Origin of the sequence: Pseudoclavibacter caeni, from assembly GCF_008831125.1 — a bacterium.
GTDB lineage: Bacteria > Actinomycetota > Actinomycetes > Actinomycetales > Microbacteriaceae > Pseudoclavibacter_A > Pseudoclavibacter_A caeni.
In genome coordinates, this window is sequence record NZ_WBKA01000001.1 from 489,335 (window position 1) to 508,839 (window position 19,505).

18 protein-coding genes are annotated in these 19,505 nt (G+C 74.9%); 8 read left to right on the forward strand and 10 right to left on the reverse strand.

Translation table 11 applies throughout. The features are described from left to right. The 9 genes from F8O02_RS02235 to moaA form a co-directional block, all read right to left on the reverse strand. Positions 1 to 639 (reverse strand): helix-turn-helix domain-containing protein, encoded by a 639-nt coding sequence (locus F8O02_RS02235; protein ID WP_158035594.1) that lies wholly within the window; start codon positions 637 to 639, stop codon positions 1 to 3. After that, the gene (locus tag F8O02_RS02240) at positions 636 to 1,763 is read right to left on the reverse strand and encodes an amidase family protein (protein ID WP_158035595.1); all 1,128 of its coding nucleotides are present in this window, start codon (positions 1,761 to 1,763) and stop codon (positions 636 to 638) included. The genes F8O02_RS02235 and F8O02_RS02240 overlap by 4 nt, the downstream gene beginning before the upstream one ends. 158 nt (positions 1,764 to 1,921) lie before the next feature. Then, the gene (locus F8O02_RS02245) at positions 1,922 to 3,136 is read right to left on the reverse strand and encodes an acetamidase/formamidase family protein (RefSeq protein ID WP_158035596.1); all 1,215 of its coding nucleotides are present in this window, start codon (positions 3,134 to 3,136) and stop codon (positions 1,922 to 1,924) included. Further along, positions 3,133 to 3,996 carry an ABC transporter permease gene (locus tag F8O02_RS02250; protein ID WP_158035597.1) on the reverse strand — a complete coding sequence of 288 codons (864 nt, stop codon included), beginning with the start codon at positions 3,994 to 3,996 and terminating at the stop codon, positions 3,133 to 3,135. Before F8O02_RS02250 ends, F8O02_RS02245 begins: the two co-directional genes overlap by 4 nt. Beyond that, positions 3,993 to 4,796, reverse strand: a complete 804-nt coding sequence (locus F8O02_RS02255) for an ABC transporter permease (protein WP_158035598.1) — start codon at positions 4,794 to 4,796, stop codon at positions 3,993 to 3,995. The genes F8O02_RS02250 and F8O02_RS02255 overlap by 4 nt, the downstream gene beginning before the upstream one ends. A 79-nt stretch (positions 4,797 to 4,875) precedes the next feature. Next, positions 4,876 to 5,697: an ABC transporter ATP-binding protein gene (locus F8O02_RS02260; RefSeq protein ID WP_158035599.1), complete on the reverse strand. Its 822-nt coding sequence runs from the start codon at positions 5,695 to 5,697 to the stop codon at positions 4,876 to 4,878. Positions 5,698 to 5,710: 13 nt separating this feature from the next. Further along, positions 5,711 to 6,781, reverse strand: a complete 1,071-nt coding sequence (locus F8O02_RS02265) for an ABC transporter substrate-binding protein (RefSeq protein ID WP_218859501.1) — start codon at positions 6,779 to 6,781, stop codon at positions 5,711 to 5,713. Positions 6,782 to 6,931: 150 nt separating this feature from the next. Beyond that, complete coding sequence (locus F8O02_RS02270) at positions 6,932 to 7,165, reverse strand: MoaD/ThiS family protein (protein ID WP_179416213.1); 234 nt, start codon at positions 7,163 to 7,165, stop codon at positions 6,932 to 6,934. Positions 7,166 to 7,179: 14 nt separating this feature from the next. After that, complete coding sequence (moaA, locus tag F8O02_RS02275) at positions 7,180 to 8,247, reverse strand: GTP 3',8-cyclase MoaA (protein WP_158035601.1); 1,068 nt, start codon at positions 8,245 to 8,247, stop codon at positions 7,180 to 7,182. Between the two features lie 158 nt (positions 8,248 to 8,405). On the opposite strand from moaA, the gene modA reads away from it, so the two are divergent. From modA to F8O02_RS02315, 8 genes are all read left to right on the forward strand, one after another. Further along, entirely contained in the window at positions 8,406 to 9,362 is a 957-nt protein-coding gene (gene modA / locus F8O02_RS02280) for a molybdate ABC transporter substrate-binding protein (RefSeq protein WP_225734059.1), read from the forward strand. After that, complete coding sequence (locus F8O02_RS02285; RefSeq protein WP_158035602.1) at positions 9,340 to 10,146, forward strand: ABC transporter permease; 807 nt, start codon at positions 9,340 to 9,342, stop codon at positions 10,144 to 10,146. The genes modA and F8O02_RS02285 overlap by 23 nt, the downstream gene beginning before the upstream one ends. A gap of 4 nt (positions 10,147 to 10,150) precedes the next feature. Beyond that, positions 10,151 to 11,443, forward strand: coding sequence for a molybdopterin molybdotransferase MoeA (locus F8O02_RS02290; RefSeq protein WP_158035603.1), 1,293 nt, complete (start codon positions 10,151 to 10,153; stop codon positions 11,441 to 11,443). Positions 11,444 to 11,616: 173 nt separating this feature from the next. Continuing rightward, positions 11,617 to 12,051, forward strand: coding sequence for a cyclic pyranopterin monophosphate synthase MoaC (moaC, locus tag F8O02_RS02295; RefSeq protein ID WP_233448647.1), 435 nt, complete (start codon positions 11,617 to 11,619; stop codon positions 12,049 to 12,051). Then, positions 12,048 to 13,151: a molybdenum cofactor biosynthesis protein MoaE gene (locus tag F8O02_RS02300; RefSeq protein WP_158035605.1), complete on the forward strand. Its 1,104-nt coding sequence runs from the start codon at positions 12,048 to 12,050 to the stop codon at positions 13,149 to 13,151. The genes moaC and F8O02_RS02300 overlap by 4 nt, the downstream gene beginning before the upstream one ends. Positions 13,152 to 13,234: 83 nt before the next feature. Then, positions 13,235 to 14,170 (forward strand): FAD binding domain-containing protein, encoded by a 936-nt coding sequence (locus F8O02_RS02305; protein ID WP_158035606.1) that lies wholly within the window; start codon positions 13,235 to 13,237, stop codon positions 14,168 to 14,170. Continuing rightward, positions 14,167 to 17,106 (forward strand): molybdopterin-dependent oxidoreductase, encoded by a 2,940-nt coding sequence (locus F8O02_RS02310; protein ID WP_318655763.1) that lies wholly within the window; start codon positions 14,167 to 14,169, stop codon positions 17,104 to 17,106. Before F8O02_RS02305 ends, F8O02_RS02310 begins: the two co-directional genes overlap by 4 nt. Before the next feature lie 137 nt (positions 17,107 to 17,243). Then, positions 17,244 to 18,302, forward strand: coding sequence for an adenosine deaminase (locus F8O02_RS02315; RefSeq protein ID WP_225734060.1), 1,059 nt, complete (start codon positions 17,244 to 17,246; stop codon positions 18,300 to 18,302). A 74-nt stretch (positions 18,303 to 18,376) separates the two neighbouring features. Here F8O02_RS02315 and F8O02_RS02320 read toward each other — a convergent pair whose 3' ends face one another. After that, positions 18,377 to 19,486, reverse strand: coding sequence for an XdhC family protein (locus tag F8O02_RS02320; protein ID WP_158035608.1), 1,110 nt, complete (start codon positions 19,484 to 19,486; stop codon positions 18,377 to 18,379). Positions 19,487 to 19,505 lie beyond the last annotated feature (19 nt).

Genomic DNA, 19,505 nt, shown 5'->3' on the forward strand with positions numbered 1-19,505 from the left:
TCAGTGCACGGTCAGCCACAGGATGACGGCCGGCTGCGCAGAGCGGTTCGCGATGCGATGCGGGCGGGTCGCCGGATGCGAGATCGCGTCGCCCTCGCCCAGCGGGTAGGCGGTGCCGTCGTCGTACTCGACCGTGACCGCGCCGGCGAGCATGTGCCCGCTCTCGAACCCCGGGTGTCGCAGGAACTCGCCGGGCGGGCTCGACGCCGACCCCGGCGGGTAGGTCGAGCGGAACAGTTCCAGCGACGGCATCGGCCGCGGGGTCAGCCGCTCGTAGACGACCCCGGTGGAGAGCACGATCGGCTCGATCTCCCCGGCGCGGGCGACGCTCACCTCGCCGAGCCCGGGGGTCTGGACGTCCTCCGGGCCGGAGCCCTCGCCGCCGAAGGCGAACGCGAGCGGCAGGTCGAGCGCCGCCATGATCGTCACGAGCCGATTCACCGAGGGCAGCATCCGACCGTTCTCGATCTGTGACAGGGCGCTCGCGCTGATGCCGAGCCGCGCGGCGAGATCCCGCAGCGAGACGCCGCGCTCGTGCCGCAGCATCCGCAGCCGCGGGCCGATCTCGGTGGTGATCGGCTCGTCGTCGCGCCCGGCCCCCTCGGGGAACGGGCTGGTGGCGGTGTCCCTGGTCGTCATCGTCCTCCCCCGGCCGGGGCGAGCGGGGACAGGGTACGGGCTGCCCACGCGATGAGCGTGCGGTCGGATCGCCGTGGCCCGATCGCGCACAGGCCCAGGGGCAGCCCCGAGGCGGTGAGCACGGGGGCGGAGATCGCCGGGCGGCCGGACACCCCGGCCAGCGCGGTGAGTCGCATCGTGCCCCGGCGCACCCGGTCGATCGTCGCGGGATCCGCGTCGCGGCGCGGGGCCGACCCGGAGGCGCTGGGCAGCAGCAGGGGACGGTCGCCGGCGAGCCCGTCCACCAGCACGCGGAACCGCTCGACCTCGTCGCGCGCCGCGTCCGCCTCGGCCCGGGTGACCCGGGAGGCGACCTCGAAGCGGCCGCGGACCGCCGGGCCGAGCGCCGACCAGTGCTCGGCGACCCACACGCCGTGCTCCCGCCAGGCCTGCCAGCCCTGGAGCGCGGTGAACGCGCGCTGGACGTCGGCCAGGCCATCCACGCGCACGCGCTCCACCGGGGCGTCGAGGCGTCGCGTCAAGGCGGCCATGGCGCGGTTCCAGTCGGACAGGGCGTCCGGTGCGACGAGCTCCTCGAGCCCGTCGAGGGCGATCGGGGAGGCTGCCACGGGCGCGTCCGCGTCGGGAGCGAGCACCGCGGCCACGCGGGCGAGGACGTCCGGGTCGCGGGTGAGCCAGCCCACCGTGTCGAATCGCTCGGCGAGCCCGAGCAGACCGGTGCGGTCGACGAGCCCGTGCGTGGTGCGCACGCCCCACAGCCCCTGGTACGAGGCGGGCACCCGGATCGAGCCGCCGGTGTCAGTGCCGAGTCCGATGTCGGCCTGGCCGAGGGCCACGGCCGCGGCGCTGCCGGAGGAGGAGCCGCCGCTGATCCGGTCGGGCGCGGCCGGGTTCGGCGGGGTGCCGTAGTGGTCGTTGCACCCGGCGATCGAGTAGGCGAACTCGTCGGTCTGGGCGATGCCGCGCACGGCCGCGCCGGCGTCGAGCAGGCGTCGCACCGCGACGGCGTGGCGAGGCTGCACGGCCGCCTCGGCCAGCCAGGCGGGGTTGCCGGCGCCGATCCGCTGCCCCGCCACGGCGTAGAGATCCTTCACAGCCACGGTGAGCCCCGCGAGGGGACCCATGGCGGTGCCGCGGACGAGCGGGTCGCCCAGGACGCGCCAGACTCGCGGATCCGGCGCCAGTCGGTCCGCAGACCGTCGGGCCGCGGCCGGTCCGGTCTGGGCCGCGGCCGGTCCGGACGGTGCGGCCGCACCAGATCGGGGGTCCGGGTGTCGCGCGCTCACGGGCGGCTCCCGTCCGGGCGGGCCGGCTGCAGCAGCCGGGCGGCGCTGTCGTCCAGGTCGTCCAGTCGCAGGCGGATGTGCACGCCCTTGACCAGATCGACCACCTGCGAGATGTTCACGTCCGCCGCCGCGCTCAGATACGCGTAGGCGTGCACCTCGTCCATCGCGTAGCGGTGGTGCAGCAGGTCCACGGCCGCGGTCACGCCGTGCTCGACGGCACGGTCCAGGTCACGGTCGAGGCCCACGGGCAGCAGCAGCCGGTCGGTGACGCCGATCGGAGTGCGCACATCGCCGAACCGGCGCCGGGCCTCGTCGGCGCGGATGACGTCGAGGGTGATCGTCGCCCGCAGCGACGCCTCGAGCGCGGTGAGCGCGACCTCGCCGTCGCCCTGGGCGAAGTGGGGGTCGCCGATGTAGACGAGGGCGTCATCGACCTGGACGGGGAGCATGAGCGTCGTCCCCTCGCCGAGCAGCCGGATGTCGAGGTTGCCCCCGTGCGGGCCGGGCGGCACCGAGTGCAGGTGCTCGTCGGTCGCGGTGGCCACGCCCATGATCCCGAGGAAGGGGTGCAGGGGGAACGAGACGCTTGATGCGGCGTCGCGGCCGTCGAGCGCGGCGCGCGCCTCCGCCTCGTCGAGCGCGGCCACGGCGATGGCGTCGAGCCCCCCGCGGGGGATGACCCCGCGGGGTCGGCCCGCGTCGTCGACCATGGTCCGGGCGAACACGCTCACTGTGGGCGCCTGGCGCGGCAGCCGGTCGGGCAGCGCGCCGCGGCCATGCCGGCTGCTGATCACCCCGTATGGGACGCGCGGCTCGAGCCGGTCGACCCGCAGCAGCAGCAGGTCGCCCGGCCGGGTCCCGGCCACGGCGATCGGGCCGGTGACCACGTGGGGGCCGTCGACGGCCGGGTCATGCGATCCGATCGCGGCGAGGCGGATGCCGTCCTCGAGCACGGCGTCGTCGGCGACGCCCTGCCGGGTGAAGAAGCGGCGCGGGTCGCGGCCCTGGTCCTCGAGCAGGCCCTCGTGGCTGAGCGTGTCGACGACGACGGTGTCGCCGGGGCGCACGGTGAGCACGGGGCGGTCGCCGCGTGCGGGCAGCCGGCCCCATCGCACGTGGTCCGGGGTGGCGCTCAGGTAGGGCGTCGCGGCGTCGACCGCGGTGTCCGGCTGCAGCACGCGGCCCCAGGGAGGCCTCTCGTCTCGGGTCATCGGCGCAGTCCCATCCTCGTGAGCACCACGTTCTCCGCCAGCTGCACGAGATTGTAGAGGACCAGGGCGATGAGGGTGACGATGACGACCGCCGACCAGAGGGCGGAGAACTGGGCCTGGGTGATGTACTTGTTGATCATCCCGCCCACGCCGGTGCCGGTGGAGAGCCACTCGGCCAGCAGCGCGCCGGTGATCGCCCCGGGCACCGAGATGCGGGTGGCGGCGAAGATCGAGGGCAGCGCGCTCGGCAGGGCGACCTTCCGGATCGCCGTCCAGGTGCCGCCGCCGTACACGCGCACGACGTCGAGCGCCTGGGGGCTGGCGCTGGCGAGGCCGAACATGATGTTCGCCAGCGCGGGGAAGAGCACCACGATGCCGCCGATGACCGCGACGGAGGCGGGTGAGCCGATGCCCGTGATGAGGATGATCACCGGGGCGATCGCCACCAAGGGAACGCTGCGCAGCAGCAGGGCGATCGGCATGACGGCCGTCTGCACGCCGCGGGAGAGTCGGAAGACCACCGCGAGCACGAGGGCCGCGACCATGCCCGCGACGAAGCCTGCGACCGTGTCGACGAGCGTCACGCCGACCAGCCCCAGGATGTCGGACAGGTGCGTCGTCGCGTCCTTGCCGGAGACGAGCCAGGCCCACACGTCTGCCGGACCCTTGGCGACGTAGGGCGAGACCTTCGTGAATGAGATGACGGCCTGCCACAGCACGAGCACGATCAGCAGGGTGCCCAGCGCGGTGACGAGGGAGCGGCCGAGCGCGCGCAGGGTGGCGCGCACCATCTCACGGCGCAGGTCGCCGCGCACCTCGATGACGGCGTTGGCGCGGGTGTCGGTGATCATGGCGTTCATGCCTGCGTCCTTCCGGTCGACCAGGGGGTGACGAGGCGGGCGAGGAGTCCGACCAGCGCGTAGCCGACGAGCGCCGCGAGGGCGCTGAGCAGGAACAGCGCCCAGACCCGCGGGGAGTCCATCTGCACCTGCGAGGTGATCATGAGCGTGCCGACGCTCACGTCGATCTTGCCCATGTACTCGCCGAGCACGGCGCCCAGGAACGCGGCCGGCACGGCGATGCTCAGCGCGTTGAGGATGCTGGGCAGCGCGGCGATCAGGCGCACCTTGACCAGCTGGGTCAGCCGGCTGCCGCCGAGCACGTCGATCACGTCGAGGCTCGCCGGGTCCGCTGCCTTCAGCCCGTGCAGCGCGCCCACGACGGTGGTGAAGAACACGGACACGGCGGCGAGGAAGACCGCCGTCGCCGAGGGGTCTCCGGCGGTCTTCGCCCCGCCGAGGATGATCACGGCGATCGAGCCGAGTGCGACGATCGGGATGCAGTAGCTGATCACGGCCAGCTGCATGAGCACCGTCTCGAAGCGCGGCAGCAGCAGCACCACGGCGGAGAGCAGCAGGGCGATCCCGTTGCCCCACAGGTAGCCGACGCCGGTCTCCGTGAGCGTCACGGAGAAGTACTTCCAGTACAGGGCGGGGCCGTCGGCGACGATCTGCGCGAGCACCTGGCCGGGCGTGGGCACGGCGCTGTTCGCGGCGCCCGGGGCGGGCGGGAACACGAGCACGGCGACGAGCCACCACAGCAGGATGACGCCGGCGATACCGGCGGCGCCGATGATCCAGCGGCGCACGACGGGGCTCATGGCCGGGCCTCCCCGTGGCTGTCGGGTCGGGCGCCGGTCGTCGGATGGGTCCACGGGCATGGTCCTCTTCTCCTCCCCGTCAGTGCCCCGCCGGCTGGTCCCCGCCGCCGAACAGCAGCTCGGAGGCGTGGTCGACGAGGGCGTGGAACTCGTGGGTGCGCATGATCTCCGGCGTGCGTGGTCGCGGCAGGTCCACGTCGAAGATCTCCTTGACCCGGCCGGGGCGGGGGCTCATCACGGCGACGCGGTCGGCGAGGAAGATCGCCTCGGTGATGCCGTGGGTGACGAGCAGCGTCGTGGCTGGCTTCTCCGTCCAGATCCGCAGCAGCTCGAGGTTGAGCCGCTGGCGGGTCATGTCGTCGAGCGCGCCGAACGGCTCGTCGAGCAGCAGCACGGAGGGCTTGAGCACCAGGGAGCGGGCGATCGACACTCGCTGGCGCATGCCGCCGGAGAGCTGGGCGGGCTTGGCGTTCTCGAAGCCCGTGAGCCCGACCAGGGCGATGAGCTCGTCGATGTAGGCGTCGTCCACCGGGCGGTGCGCGATCTCGAAGGGCAGGCGGATGTTCGAGCGCACCGAGCGCCACGGCAGCAGTGCGTGATCCTGGAAGGCGATGCCCAGGGCCCCCGCGCGGCGCAGCTCCGCGGGGCTCTTGCCGTCGACCCGGGTGGTGCCCTCGGTCGGCTCCTCCAGCCCCGCGAGGATGCGCAGGATCGTGGACTTGCCGCAGCCCGAGGGGCCGAGCAGGGCGAGGAAGCTGCCCTGCTCGGTGTGCAGGTTCGCGTCCTGCAGCGCGGTCACGGTGCGACCGCGGCCGAGGCGGAACTGCTTGCTCAGATGCGAGATCCGGATGCCGGTGCCGGGACGCTGCCCGGCACCGGCATCCGTCGTCTGGTCGGTCATGTGCGACACCCGACTACTTCGTGTAGTCCTTGAGCGAGGGGTTCTCCGAGTAGACCTCGTCGAGCAGGCTCGTGTCGAACAGCTGGTCCTCGGTCAGATCGATCCCGGCGGCCTTCAGCGAGGCGATCGTCTGCGCCTTCAGATCGTCGCTGATCGTGAACAGCCCGTTCTGCTCGGTCTCGGGTGTGGAGACGAGCTTCATCTGGGCGTCGTAGCCGGCCTTCGTCTTCGCCTCGGTCTGGCCGGAGTCCTTGCCGTACTTGTTCTGGATCAGGTCGAAGCCGGCGTCACGATCGGCGTACGCGTCGTTCCAGCCCTGGATCTCGGCCTTGAGGAACGCCTTGACCATCTCGGGGCGCTCCTGGAGCGTCTGCTCGGTCACGCTCACGGTCTCGGCGACGAACGGCAGGCCGTTGTCGGCGAACGCGAGGTTGGTGACCTCGTGCCCCTGCTGAGCGACGGTGATCGCCTCGTTCGTCAGGTAGGCGAAGAAGCCGTCGACCTGGCCCTCGGTCAGCGGCGAGGGATCGAACTGGACCGGGACGATCGTCACCTGGTCCTCCGAGATGTCATTGGCCTTCAGCAGCGCCTTGAAGACGTTCACGTTGGAGTCCTGGACGCCGATCTTCTTCCCGATCAGGTCCTGCGGCGTCGCGATGTTCGCGCCGTCCTTCAGCGAGAGGATCGTGAACGGGTTCTTCTGGAACGTGGCGCCGACGATCTTCAGCGGCGCGTCCTGCTCGGCGACGGCGGTGCCGATCGAGGCCGCGTCGCTCAGCGCGATGTCGGCCTGGCCGCTCAGCAGCTCCGAGGCGCCGGTGGAGGGGCCGGCGGTGAGGTTCACGGTGTCGAACCCGGCGTCGGCGTAGTAGCCCTTGTCGTCGGCGAAGTACTCGCCCACGAACTCCTCGTTCTTGATCCAGGAGAGCTGGACGTTCACGGTGCCGAGGCTGGCGCTCTCGGAGGCGTCCGATCCGGTGGAGCCGGACGAGCAGGCGCTCAGCCCCAGCACGGCGGCGCCGGCGACGGCGGCGGCCATCGCGAGGCGGGAGAGCGAGCGGCGGTTTCGGGTGTGTGTTCTCATGACCTGGCCTTCCAGTGTGTCGCGGAGCGCGGCGGCGGAATTGGTGAAGCTATCGCTTACAACGCGAATGTACGCAGCCCGATCGCACGAGCGGTTACCGCGGTGTTTCGTCTGCGTAACGGGATCGCCGGGCGCCATCCCCGGGCCGGATCACCCGCCGGCGAAGGGCGGCAGCACGTCCACCGTCGCGGCGTCGACGACGAGATCGGCCCGGCGCAGCAGTCGTCCGTCGACGAAGCACGCAGACCGACGCGCCGCGTCGGCCGCGCAGGGGACGGCTGCGGCGACCGCGGCGCGGATGCAGCCGACCGTGGCCGGGGACGACACGGGCAGCACGATCACCTCGGCCCCGGCCGCCTCGCGCAGCCCCGCGAAGAGTCTCACCCGCAGCGGCATGTTCACCCTCCGATCGCGCTCATGGGGCGGCGTGGCGGCACGAAGCCGGCCCGATCGATGCCGTGGGCCGCCGGCTTCGCCCACTGGGCGCCCCGCCACAGCCGCTCCAGCTCGTCGTCGTCGGCACCGTCCCGCAGAGGGCCGAGCAGATCGGTCTCGACGTGGGAGAACAGGCAGGCGCGCACCCGACCGTCCGCGGTCAGCCGGGTGCGCGAGCACGCCGCACAGAACGGCGCGGTGACGGATGCGATGATCCCGACCTCGCCGAGCCGGCGGTCGCCCTCGAACACGACGTGGGACGCGGCCGGGTCGCTGCCCCGCGGGCGGTCGACCGGCCGGAGGGTGAAGGCCTCGCCGAGCAGCGCGAGCGTCTCGGCGGCGGTGACCATCGCGTCCCGCCGCCACCCGTGCCCCGCGTCGAGCGGCATCTGCTCGATGAACCGGGGCGTGATGCCGCGGTCGAGCGCCCAGCGCACGATCGGCACGGCCTGGTCGGTGTTGACCCCGCGCATGAGCACCGTGTTCACCCGCAGCTCGGGTACCCCGGCGGCGCGGGCGGCCGCGACGCCCGCGAGCGTGCGGGGCAGCAGCGGGCGGCGGGACACAGCGCGGGCGACGTCCGGATCGAGCGCGTCGAGCGAGACGTTCAGCCGGTCGAGTCCCGCCCGGCGCAGGTCGGCCACCCGCTCGGCGAGGCTCACCCCGTTCGTCGTCATAGCGATCATCGGCCGCGGACGCAGCCGCGCGATCCGGGCGACGAGGTCGACCAGGCCGGGCCGCAGCAGCGGCTCGCCGCCGGTCAGCCGCACCTTGCGCACGCCGAGGCGCATGACAGACAGGCGCACGAGGCGGATGACCTCGTCGTCCGTCATCACCTGTCTGCGGGGCAGCCATGGCACGCCGTCGGCAGGCAGACAGTACGTGCAGCGCAGCCCGCACCGGTCGGTGAGCGACACGCGCAGGTCGGCCGCCCGGCGCCCCAGCCGGTCGGCGAGCGGCCGCTCCACCGGGGCGCCGTCGGCGATCCGCAGCGGGGCGGCGGGGGACGGGGTGACGGGAACGGCGGACATGCGACGAGTCTAGGGAGGACTGTGGCGCGGCGACCCCGTGCCATGTTTCCGGCTCGTGAAATCTGTCGACTTCCCGGTCGGCAACCGGAGGCGGACGCGTACGCTGCCGCTCATACCCGTCGCCCGGGCCCGCCACGGACGACAGGAGAGGAGGGACCATGCGCACGTCGACGAGCACCGGGACACCGGGGGCGCCCCGAGCCGATCACCCGGACCAGGCCGGGACCGGCGCGGTCGCGGAACACCTGCGACGCGCACTGGACGAGTCCGCTGTCTCGGCACCCGCCGACCCGCCCGTCCCTCGATCCGCGTCCGCCCGTCGGTCCCGCCGACGCGAGCACCGGCTGGCGATGATCGGCCTGTCGCTCGCGGCCGGCTGCGCCGCCGCACTGGGCGGCTGCGCCGACGGCGGCGACCAGGCCGCCTCCACCACGGCGGAGACGACGGTGACGGTGTACGCCGCCGCGTCGCTGACCGACTCGTTCACCGAGCTCGGCGAGCAGTACGAGCAGGCCCACCCCGGCACCACCGTGCGGTTCAGCTTCGGCGGCTCCTCGGGGCTCGTCTCGCAGCTGCAGGAGGGCGCCGCCGCCGACGTGCTCGCCACCGCCGACGAGCGGAACATGACGAAGGCCGCTGACGCCGGGCTCGTCGACGGCGACCCGGAGACGTTCGCGCGCAACGTGCTCGAGATCGTCACCCCACCCGACGACCCCGCGGGCATCGCCCAGCCCGCCGACATCGCCCGCTCCGGCGTGCGCCTGGTGGTCTGCGCCGAGCAGGTGCCCTGCGGGGCAGCGACCCGGGCCCTCGCCGGCGGCCTCGGGGTGACCCTGCATCCGGTCAGCGAGGAGAACGCGGTCACCGACGTGCTCGGCAAGGTCACCTCCGGCGAGGCGGACGCCGGCGTCGTCTACGTCACCGACGCCCGCGGCGCCGGGGACGCGGTGCGCGAGGTGCCGATCCCCGACGACGAGAACGTGACGAACACGTACCCCATCGCCCGGCTCGCGGACGCCCCGGCCGGGGACGCCGCCGACGACTTCATCGCCTTCGTGCGCTCCGACGACGGCCAGCGGGTGCTCGCCGACCATGGCTTCCAGCGCGCCGCGTAGCCTGCTCGCGGTCGGCTGGGCCGGGGTCGCCCTGCTCGCCCTGCCGCTGGGCGGGATGCTCGTGCGCGTGCCCTTCGCCCGCCTGCCCGAGCTGCTCGGCTCCGCGGCCAGCCTCGACGCCCTGCGGCTGAGCCTCGTGACCGCGGCGCTGGCCACCGTCGCCTCCCTCGCGCTCGGTCTGCCGATCGCGCTGCTGCTGCACGCGGGCGGCCCGGGCCGGGCCCTGCTGCGCGCGATCGTGCTCGTTCCCCTCGTGCTGCCCCCGGTCGTCAGCGGCCTCGCGCTGCTGTACACGTTCGGGCGCACCGGGGCGGCCGGGCGGTTGCTCGCCGCCGCCGGGGTGCAGATCGGCTTCACCACCGCGGCGGTCGTCATCGCCCAGACCTTCGTGTCGCTGCCGTTCGTGGTGCTGACCCTCGAGCAGGCGCTCGACGGGGTGGGCCGCGCGGGCGTCGAGCTCGCCCGGGCTCTCGGCGCCGGGCCGTGGACGCTGCTGTGGCGCATCACCCTGCCCGCCATGCGCGGGTCGCTGCTGACCGCCGGGGTGCTCGCCCTCGCCCGCAGCCTCGGGGAGTTCGGGGCCACACTCGCCTTCGCCGGCAGCATGCAAGGAGTCACCCGGACGCTGCCGCTCGAGATCTACCTGCAGCGGGAGGACGACGTTCCCGCAGCCCTCGCCCTGTCGCTCGTGCTCATGACGGTCGCCCTCCTCACCGTGTTCGTCGCCTGGCTCGTGCCCGCCCTCACCCGCGGCCGTGTCGCCGCGGAGCCCGGGGTAGGGTGACCGCATGACCAGCGTCGCAGACCACCGCGCCCGGCTCGTCGCCCTGCTCGACGGCGCCCTCGCCGCCGCGCGCGCCGAGACCGAGACGATCGCCCCGGCCGCCGCGCTCGCGGACGACCCCACCGCGCTGGTCGGGCGCGTGCTCGGTGAGTCGGTGCGTGCCGCCGGCGACCTGCCCCCGTTCGACAACGCGCAGATGGACGGCTGGGCGGTGCGGGCCGCCGACCTCGCCGACGCCACCCCCGAGCACCCGGTTCGGCTCGAGGTCACCGCCGAGATCCCCGCCGGCGAGACGGGCCGCCCGCTCGCGGCCGGCCAGGCCGCCCCGATCATGACCGGCGCCCCGGTGCCGGCCGGCGCCGACGCCATCGTGCCCGTCGAGGACGGACTGCCCGCCCGCTTCCTCGCACCCGGCGAGCGGATCGCGCTGCCCGCTCCCGTGCCCGCGGGCACCTACGTGCGCCGCCGTGGCGGCGACCTGCCCACCGGGGCCCTCGTGCTGCCGGAGGGGCATCCGCTCGACGCGGGGGAGTGGGCGGCGATCGCCGCGGCCGGCCATGCCGCGGTGCGCGTGCGCCGTCGCCCGCGCGTCCTCGTCGTGAGCACCGGCCGCGAACTCGCCGCCGGACCGGCCGGCATCCCGGACGCCGACCTCGTGGCCCTCGCCGTGGCGCTGACCGGCGCCGGCTGCGCCGTGCGGTCGCTGCAGCAGCCCCACGACGACCCAGAGCGGCTCGCCGCCGCGCTCGACGCCCGCGTCACGGCGCTCGCCCCGGACCTCGTCGTCACCGCCGGGGGCATCAGCGCCGGCGCCCACGAGGTGGTGCGGCAGGCGCTCGAGCCGCGCGGGCTCGACGTCGGCGTCATCGCGATGCAGCCCGGCGGGCCACAGGGGGCGGGCCCGGTGCGGCTCGGCGGCCGGGACGTCGCCGTGATCGCCCTGCCCGGCAACCCCGTCAGCGTGCTCGTGAGCCTTGAGGTGCTCGTGCTGTCCGCCCTGCGGGCCGTGTGGACGGGCGCCCCCGAGCCCGCTCCCCGGCTCGTGCCGCTCGCGGAGGGGGTCGTCTCCCCGGCCGGACGCGAGCAGTATCGCCGGATCCGCCTGCGCGACACGCCCACCGGACCGATCGCCGTGCCGGTGGGCGGGCCCGGCTCGCACCTGATCGCCGCGTACCCCCGGGCCGACGCGCTCGCCCGCATCCCCGCGGAGCGCACCGCGGTCGCGGCCGGCGAGCCGGTCGAGATCAGATCCATCCACGGCCTGCACCCGGATCGACCCGAATGGAGGGCAGGATGAGCGACGACGTGCGGACGGACGGCCCGGACGAGGCCGAGGCGCGACGGGACGGGACGTCGCCCCGGGCCGAGCTCGCCGGTGCGGCCGGGGCCGTCAGCGCGGCCGAGGCCGGCGGCGTCCCCCGGCAGCGGGACGCGGCGCTCACCCATGTCGGCCCGGACGGCCGGGTGCGCATGGTCGATGTCTCCGCGAAGCCCGCGACCGTGCGCGAGGCGACCGCGGCCGGCTGCGTGCGCATGCTCCCGCGCGTGCGGCGGATGCTGCTCGACGGCGCGCTGCCGAAGGGCGACGCGCTCGCGACGGCCCGCATCGCCGGCGTCCTCGCCGCCAAGCGCACCGCCGAGCTCATCCCGCTGTGCCACGCGCTGCCGCTGACGGATGTCGCCGTCGACTTCGCCCCCGACGGCGCCGACGGGATCGTCATCACCGCGACGGCCCGCACGACCTGGCGCACCGGCGTCGAGATGGAGGCGCTCACCGCGGTGAGCGTCGCCGCCCTGACCGTCTACGACATGATCAAGGCCGTCGACCGCCACCCGCGCATCGGCGACATCCGGCTGACTGCCAAGCGCGGCGGCCGCAGTGGCGACTGGACGGAGCGACGATGACCCGCGCCGCACGCATCGTCATCGCGTCCACCCGGGCCGCCGCAGGGACGCGTGCGGATGCGACCGGCCCGGTGATCGCCGCCTGGGCCCGCGCACACGACCTCGACCCGCAGGTCGCCGTCGTCGCCGACGGGGCGCCCGTCGGACGGGCGATCGCGCAGGCGCTGCAGGATGCCCCTGCGCTTGTGGTCACCAGCGGCGGCACCGGGATCGGCCCCGGTGACCACACACCCGAGGAGACCCTGCCGCTGCTCGACCGCGCCCTGCCCGGCGTCGCCGAGGCCCTGCGCGCCGAGGGGATGCGGCACACCCCGCTGGCGGCGCTCGGCCGCGGCGTCGCCGGGGTCGCCGGGCACACCCTGGTGGTGAACCTGCCCGGCTCCCCGCGTGGCGTCGCCGAGGGTCTCGGCGTGCTCGACGGGCTGCTCGACCACGTGCTCGACCAGCTCGCCGGCGGCGATCATGCACCTGTGCCGGGCGCGGGCGACGCGGCGTGCGGGGGTCACGCCCCCGTGCCGGGTGCGGGGTGGAACCCGCCCTGCCGCCCTGCTGCCCCGCCGCCCGCGGCCGGACCGGGAGAAGACGGCCGTGCGACGGCGGACGCCCGAGCCGTCACCGCCGCGGTTGGCCCCGCCCCGATCACCGCCGCCGACCGCGAGGCCCTCGCCGATGCGGTGCGCGCCGACGACTGCGGCGCCCTCGTCACCTTCACCGGCGTCGTGCGCGACCACGACGCGGGCCGCGCGGTGCGCGCGATCGAGTACGTCGCGCATCCCGCTGCGGCCGCGCTGCTGCGCGGCGCGCTCGCCGCCGCCCTGGCCGAGGCGGGGGAGCCGGCCGCCCGGATCGCCGCCCGGCATCGCACCGGACGGCTCGACGTCGGCGAGGCAGCCGTCCACCTCGTCGTCGCGGCCCCGCACCGCGCCGCCGCGTTCGCCGCCTGCGCGGCAGCCATCGACCGGATCAAGGCCGATGTGCCGATCTGGAAGCGACAGCTCATGGCCGCCGGAGACGCGGTCTGGAGCGGCATGAGCGGACCCGGCACCGCCCCTCGGGAAGCGCTCGACCGGCCCGGCGACGGAGCCGACTCCGAGCGGTAACCCGCGGGAAACATCCCTGGTGTTCACTCATGGGTGAACACGCTGGCCGGGGTGTGCGCCGGCCGGATGCGGGAGGTGCGGCGATGGATCTGGATACGGTGGTGCGGGCGCGACGCCCCCACGGGGAGGCGGAGCTCGACCTGCTCCCCGGCGAGCGCTACATGAGCGGCGGCACGTGGCTGCTCTCCGAGCCGCAGCCGGCGGTGATCGGCCTCGTCGACCTGACCGCGATGGGCTGGCGACCCTGGCACGCCGACGAGACGGGCCTGACCCTGTCGAGCACGTGCACGATCGCCCGGGTCGCCGCGATCCCCGACCGGTTCGGCTGGCGGGCCCACCCGCTGCTGCGGCAGAGCTGCATGGCCCTGTACGGGTCGTTCAAGGTCTGGAACGTCGCGACCGTCGGCGGCAACATCTGCGCGGCGCTGCCACCCGGGCCGATGACCGCCCTCGCGGTCGCGCTCGACGGCGTCGCCACGATCCGCCGGCCGGGCGGGGCGCGGCGGACGACCCCCGTCGAGCGGCTCGTCACCGGGCTGCTGCGCACGACGCTCGCCCCCGGCGAGATGCTCGAGCAGGTGCACCTGCCGGCCGACGCGCTCGGCGCCCGGTGCGGGTACCGCAAGATCGCCCAGGCCGAGATCGGCCGCTCCGGCGCGGTGCTCATGGCCCGCCAGCACGACGACGGCCGCTTCGTCCTCGCGATCACCGCGTCGACGCTGCACCCCGAGGTGTTGCGCTGGGCCGCCCCGCCCGCGCCGGCCGACCTGCAGGCAGCCATCGACGGGATCGACTCGTGGTACTCCGACCCGCACGGCGCGGCCGACTGGCGCGAGCACGTCACCCGCGTGCTCGCCGAGGAGCTGCGCGCCGAGCTCGCGTCCGGCGGCGGCCTCGGGGCGTCCGTCGGCGCGGCGGGACCGGGCGCACGGGGTCTGACGGATGCCGGGGGCATGGGGCTTGAGCCGGGCTCCGCCGGATCGGCGACGCCGACGGGGATGACGGACGAGGAGGCATGACGATGCGGTGGAGCGTCAACGGCGACCCGGTCGACAGCGAGCCGCGCGGCGGCCAGTGCCTGCGCACACTGCTGCGCGAGGCGGGCCACATGGAGGTCAAGCGCGGCTGCGACGCGGGTGACTGCGGCGCCTGCACGGTGCTCGTCGACGGGGTTGCGGTGCAGTCGTGCATCTACCCGGCCGAGCGGGTGGCCGGATGCGAGGTCACCACGGTGCGGGGGCTCGCCGACCGGGAGCGGCAGGAGGCGTCCGCCCGCGGGGAGCGGCCCCGGGCGGACCCGGACGGGCTGAGCCTCATGCAGCGCCGCTTCGTCGACGCACAGGGCTACCAGTGCGGCTACTGCACGCCCGGCATGATCGTCACCGCCTCGGCGATCCCGGAGGCCGACCACGCCGAGCTGCCCCGCCTGCTGAAGAGCAACCTCTGCCGCTGCACGGGGTACCGCTCCGTGCACGACGCGATCACCGGGCGGGTCAACGTCGTCGGGCCGGAGACCGAGCATCCGCACGGCCGGCCGCTGCGCGCGCCGGCGGCCCTCGACGTCGTGCGCGGCGCCGCAGCGTTCATGGCCGACGAGCCCATGGCCGGCCTGCTGCACGTCGGCGTGCTGCCGAGCCCGCACCCCCGGGCGCGGGTCGTGCGCGTGCACGCGGACGCGGCACTCGCGGTGCCGGGCGTGGTGCGCGTGCTCACCGCGGCCGACGCCCCGGACGTGCTGTTCTCCACCGGGCGGCACGAGCACCGCGAGGACGACCCCGACGACACCCGGGTGATCGACACCGAGATGCGCTTCATCGGCCAGCGGGTCGCCGCCGTCGTCGGGGAGACCCCGGACGCCGTGGCGGCGGGGCTGCGCGCCCTCGAGGTCGAGTACGAGGTGCTGCCGGCGGTGTTCGACCCGGAGGAGGCGCGCCGGCCCGGCGCCCCGGCGATCCACGGGGACAAGGACCCGTTCGCGTCGCGCATCGTCGACGTCGCGCGCAACATCGTCGGCCGGGTCGAGGGCTGCACGGGCGACCCGGACGCGATGATCGCCGCCGCTGACGCGGTCGTCACCGGCACCTGGCGCACGCAGCGCGTCCAGCACGCGCACATGGAGACCCACGGGGCGCGGGGCTGGATCGACGGCGACGGCCGGTACGTCATCCGCACCAGCTCGCAGGTGCCGTTCCTCGTGCGCGACGAACTGTGCCGGATCTTCGACCTGCCTCGCGACCGGCTGCGCGTGTACTCCCCGCGTGTCGGCGGCGGCTTCGGCGCGAAACAGGAGCTCATCGTCGAGGACCTCGTGCTGCTCGCGCTCATCGCGACCCGCCGGCCCGTGCAGTACGAGCTCGACCGGTACGCCCAGTTCACCCAGGCGCCCTGCCGGCATCCCATGCGCGTGCGGGTGACCGCGGCCGGCACCCGGGCCGAGGGGCTCACAGCGCTGGACGTCGACATCCTCAGCGACACGGGCGCCTACGGCAATCACGGCCCGGCCGTGCTGCACCACGCGTGCGGCGAGTCACTGTCGATCTACCGCACCCCGCACAAGCGCGTGCACGCCGAGGTCGTCTACACCGACAACCGGCCCTCGGGGGCGTTCCGCGGCTACGGGCTCGGGCAGGTGGCCTTCGCCCTGGAGAGCGCCGTCGACGAGCTCGCCGAGCGGCTCGGCCTCGACCCGTTCGAGATGCGTCGGCGCAGTCTCGTGCGCCCCGACGACCCGCTGATCGACACGGCCGTCGAAGACGGCGACCTGGGGTTCGGCAGCCACGGGCTCGGCCAGTGCCTGGACCTCGTCGAGGCGCGTCTGCACAGCGGCGCCGGCGATCCGGCACCGACCGGCACCGAGTGGCGCACGGGCGAGGGGGTCGCCGCCACGATGATCGCGACCATGCCCCCGCGCGGCCACTTCTCCGGTGTCACCGTCGCGCTGCTGCCCGACGGCCGCTACCGGCTCGGGGTCGGCACCGCCGAGTTCGGCAACGGCACCACGACCGTGCACGTCCAGCTCGCCGCCGACGAGCTCGCCACCCGCCCGGAGCGAATCGTGCTGCGGCCGTCGGACACGGACACGGCGCCCTACGACACCGGCGCGTTCGGCTCCGCCGGCTCAGTCGTCGCCGGCCAGGCGGTGCTCGTGGCCGCCCGGCGGCTGCACGCCGACATCCTCGCCGCCGCGGCCGAGGTCGCCGGCTGCGCCGCCGCGGCGTGCCGGCTCGGCCCGGACGGCGTCGACACCCCGGCCGGCCCCGTCGACTTCGCGCGGATCATCGCTGCCCGCCGCGGCCGTGGCGAGCCGTGGGAACTCGTCGCCTCGGGACGCCACGACGGCACGCCCCGCTCGCTCGCCTTCAACGTGCAGGGATTCCGCGTCGCGGTGAACGTCGTCACAGGCGCCGTGCGCATCCTACAGTCCGTGCATGCCGTCGACGCTGGCGTGGTGCTCAACCCGGAGCAGCTGCGCGGGCAGGTCGAGGGCGGGGTCGTCCAGGCGCTCGGCACGGCGCTGTTCGAGGAGATCGTCGCGCAGGACGGCCGGGTGACCACCGCCACGTTCCGCAACTACCACATCCCGCAGATGTCGGACGCCCCGCAGACCGAGGTGCTCTTCGCCGACACCGTCGACGCGATCGGCCCCCGCGGGGCGAAGTCGATGAGCGAGGCGCCCTACGACCCGGTCGCCCCGGCGCTGGCCAGCGCGGTGCGCCGGGCGACCGGCGTGCGCATGCCTGTGCTGCCCCTCAGCCGTGACCGAGTGTGGCGGACGCTGCGCGACGCCGGTGTCGACGACGGGCTCGACCTGCGCGGGCGCGGCCTCGGCCCCGACTACGGCGGCGTGGGCCCGAACCCCGACTGGGGTGCCTGCATCGGCGGCCGGCCCGTCGTGCCGGGCGCCGTCGCGCCGCCGCCCGCGGCGCCCGACCCGGTGTTCGGGCCGCCGGCCTGAGGCGCCGGCGGGCCGCGGCCCGCCGTGCGGGGGAGGGACTGTCGGGGCGTCCTGCCGAGGCTCGGCACGACCGGACCGTGCGGCCGGGCGGCGGCGGGAGGATGATGGAGCGGACGATCGAGAGGAGCGACATGGACGTGGAGCAGAGGACCCGCAGGGCGGCGGCGACAGGCGAAGACCCGCTGATGAGCCTGCCGAAGGCCGAGCTGCACCTGCACATCGAGGGCACGCTCGAGCCGGACCTCGCCTTCGCGCTCGCTCGGCGCAACGGGGTGACCCTGCCGTACGCGAGCGTCGAGGAGCTGCGCGCCGCATACCGCTTCGCGAGCCTGCAGGAGTTCCTGGACCTGTACTACGCGTGCATGTCGGCGCTGCGCACCCGACGAGACTTCGCCGACCTCGTGCTCGCCTACCTGCGGCACGCGCACGCCCAGGGTCTGCGGCACGTCGACATGTTCTTCGACCCGGAGGGACACACCGAGCGCGGCGTGCCCCTCGAGGAGGTCGTCGAGGGGCTGCGGGACGGGCTGCGCGAGGGCGAGGCCGAGCTCGGCGTCACCGGCACGCTCGTCATGTGCGTGCTGCGCCACCTGCCCGAGGAGACCTCGCTGCGCACGCTCGACGCGATGCTCGACCGGTACGGCGACCTCATCGGCACCGAGTGGACGGGCATCGGGCTCGACTCCTCCGAGCAGGGCAACCCGCCGGCGAAGCACGCCCGCGTGTTCGCCCGGGCCCGCGCGGCCGGGCTGCGGCTCGTCGCGCACGCGGGGGAGGAGGGCACCCCGGAGGACGTGACGCAGGCGCTGGACGTGCTGCACGTCGAGCACGTCGACCACGGGGTCGCCGCCGCCGGCAGTGCGGCCGTCATGCGCCGCCTCGCCGACGAACACATCACCCTCACCGTGTGCCCGCTGTCGAACCTCGCCCTGCAGGTGACGCCCGACCTCGCCCGACATCCGCTGCCGACGCTCATCGCCCACGGGGTGCCGGTCACCATCAACTCCGATGACCCGGCCTACTTCGGCGGCTACCTCGGCGACAACTTCATCGCGGCACGCGACCGCATCGGGCTTACCGAGGCGCAGCTGGTCGCCTGCGCGCGGGAGTCGGTCGACGCATCCTTCGCCACCCCCGCGCGTCAGGCGGCGATCCGTCAGGAGATCGACGACTGGGTTGCCGCGCACGAGGCCTGAGCCGGCGGGCCCGGCGGATGGCGGACGCGCCGGGCGAGAGCAGACCGTGGGACCGCCCCGGCGGACGACGCCGTTCAGTCTCGCCGGTGGATGGGTCCCGACGTGCGCCCCAGCGGCGCCCCGCCGCCGCCTCGCCGGGCGAGCACGATCTCGGCCATGATCGACACCGCCGTCTCCGCCGGGGTCACCGCACCCAGATCGAGGCCGATCGGGCTGTGCAGGCGGGCGAGCAGCGCGTCCTCGACCCCGAGGGCGCGCAACCGCCGCAGCCGCCGCTCGTGCGTGCGCCGGCTGCCCAGCGCGCCGACGTACCCGGCACCCCGCCGCAGGGCCAGGGCGACCGTCTCGGCGTCGTGGCGCTCATCGTGGGTGAGTACGCACACCGCGGTGTCCGGGCCGATCGCGAGCTCTGCGAGGGCGCGGGGCGGCCAGCGGACGATGATCTCGTCCGCCTGCGGCAGCCGGGCGCGGGTCGCGAACAGCGGGCGCGGGTCGCAGACCACCACCCGGTCGCCCACCAGCGCCGCCTGGGCCGCGAGCGCCTGGGCGAACGCCTCGGCGCCGACGATGATCGTGGTCGGCCGCGGCCGCGCCTCGACGACCACCGCGGGGCAGGCCGTTCCAGTGGCGTCCACCGCCGGCACGACGATCCGCCGTCGCCCCGGTGGGGTCGCCGCCTGGGCCAGCAGCGCGTCGGCGAACGCGTCCCCGGGGCGCACCGGCACCACGAGCAGGTCGAGCAGGCCGCCGCACGTGAGCGCGGGGGCGAACACGTCGCCCTCCGGTCCCGAGACCACGCGTCGCGAGCGGCCGTCGGCGAGAGCCTCCAACGCCGCGCCGATGACCGCCGACTCCACACATCCGCCGCTGAGGCTGCCCACGAGCTCGACGTCGTCGAGCCCGGCGAGCGGGTCGGCGGCCGTGGCGCAGCTCCCGCCGGCGCCTGTGCCGGGGGTCGCGTCAGAGCCTGTGCCGCAGCCGGGGCTCGTGCCAGCGCCCGCGTCACGGTCCGGGTCGGCGGCCGCGTCGGCCCGCGTGGGCGGCGCCCCGGTCGCTCCGGGCACGACGAGCATCCCGCTGCCCACCTCGCGGGGCGACGAGCCGGATGCGGACGCGATGACGGCCAGGGCGAAGGGGCGGCCGGCGCGGATCAGCGCGGCGCAGCGATCGATCAGCTCGAGCATGGCGCCTCCCGGGTCGCGG

Coding starts and splice junctions, on each gene's coding strand:
- F8O02_RS02250 (WP_158035597.1), bottom strand. CDS start 3,996: ATGAACGCCATGATCACCGACACCCGCGCCAACGCCGTCATCGAGGTG.
- F8O02_RS02290 (WP_158035603.1), top strand. CDS start 10,151: ATGACCAGCGTCGCAGACCACCGCGCCCGGCTCGTCGCCCTGCTCGAC.
- F8O02_RS02255 (WP_158035598.1), bottom strand. CDS start 4,796: ATGAGCCCCGTCGTGCGCCGCTGGATCATCGGCGCCGCCGGTATCGCC.
- F8O02_RS02265 (WP_218859501.1), bottom strand. CDS start 6,781: ATGAGAACACACACCCGAAACCGCCGCTCGCTCTCCCGCCTCGCGATG.
- F8O02_RS02305 (WP_158035606.1), top strand. CDS start 13,235: ATGGATCTGGATACGGTGGTGCGGGCGCGACGCCCCCACGGGGAGGCG.
- F8O02_RS02300 (WP_158035605.1), top strand. CDS start 12,048: ATGACCCGCGCCGCACGCATCGTCATCGCGTCCACCCGGGCCGCCGCA.
- F8O02_RS02320 (WP_158035608.1), bottom strand. CDS start 19,486: ATGCTCGAGCTGATCGATCGCTGCGCCGCGCTGATCCGCGCCGGCCGC.
- modA (WP_225734059.1), top strand. CDS start 8,406: ATGCGCACGTCGACGAGCACCGGGACACCGGGGGCGCCCCGAGCCGAT.
- F8O02_RS02260 (WP_158035599.1), bottom strand. CDS start 5,697: ATGACCGACCAGACGACGGATGCCGGTGCCGGGCAGCGTCCCGGCACC.
- moaA (WP_158035601.1), bottom strand. CDS start 8,247: ATGTCCGCCGTTCCCGTCACCCCGTCCCCCGCCGCCCCGCTGCGGATC.
- F8O02_RS02235 (WP_158035594.1), bottom strand. CDS start 639: ATGACGACCAGGGACACCGCCACCAGCCCGTTCCCCGAGGGGGCCGGG.
- moaC (WP_233448647.1), top strand. CDS start 11,617: ATGGTCGATGTCTCCGCGAAGCCCGCGACCGTGCGCGAGGCGACCGCG.
- F8O02_RS02310 (WP_318655763.1), top strand. CDS start 14,167: ATGACGATGCGGTGGAGCGTCAACGGCGACCCGGTCGACAGCGAGCCG.
- F8O02_RS02240 (WP_158035595.1), bottom strand. CDS start 1,763: ATGGGTCCCCTCGCGGGGCTCACCGTGGCTGTGAAGGATCTCTACGCC.
- F8O02_RS02285 (WP_158035602.1), top strand. CDS start 9,340: ATGGCTTCCAGCGCGCCGCGTAGCCTGCTCGCGGTCGGCTGGGCCGGG.
- F8O02_RS02245 (WP_158035596.1), bottom strand. CDS start 3,136: ATGACCCGAGACGAGAGGCCTCCCTGGGGCCGCGTGCTGCAGCCGGAC.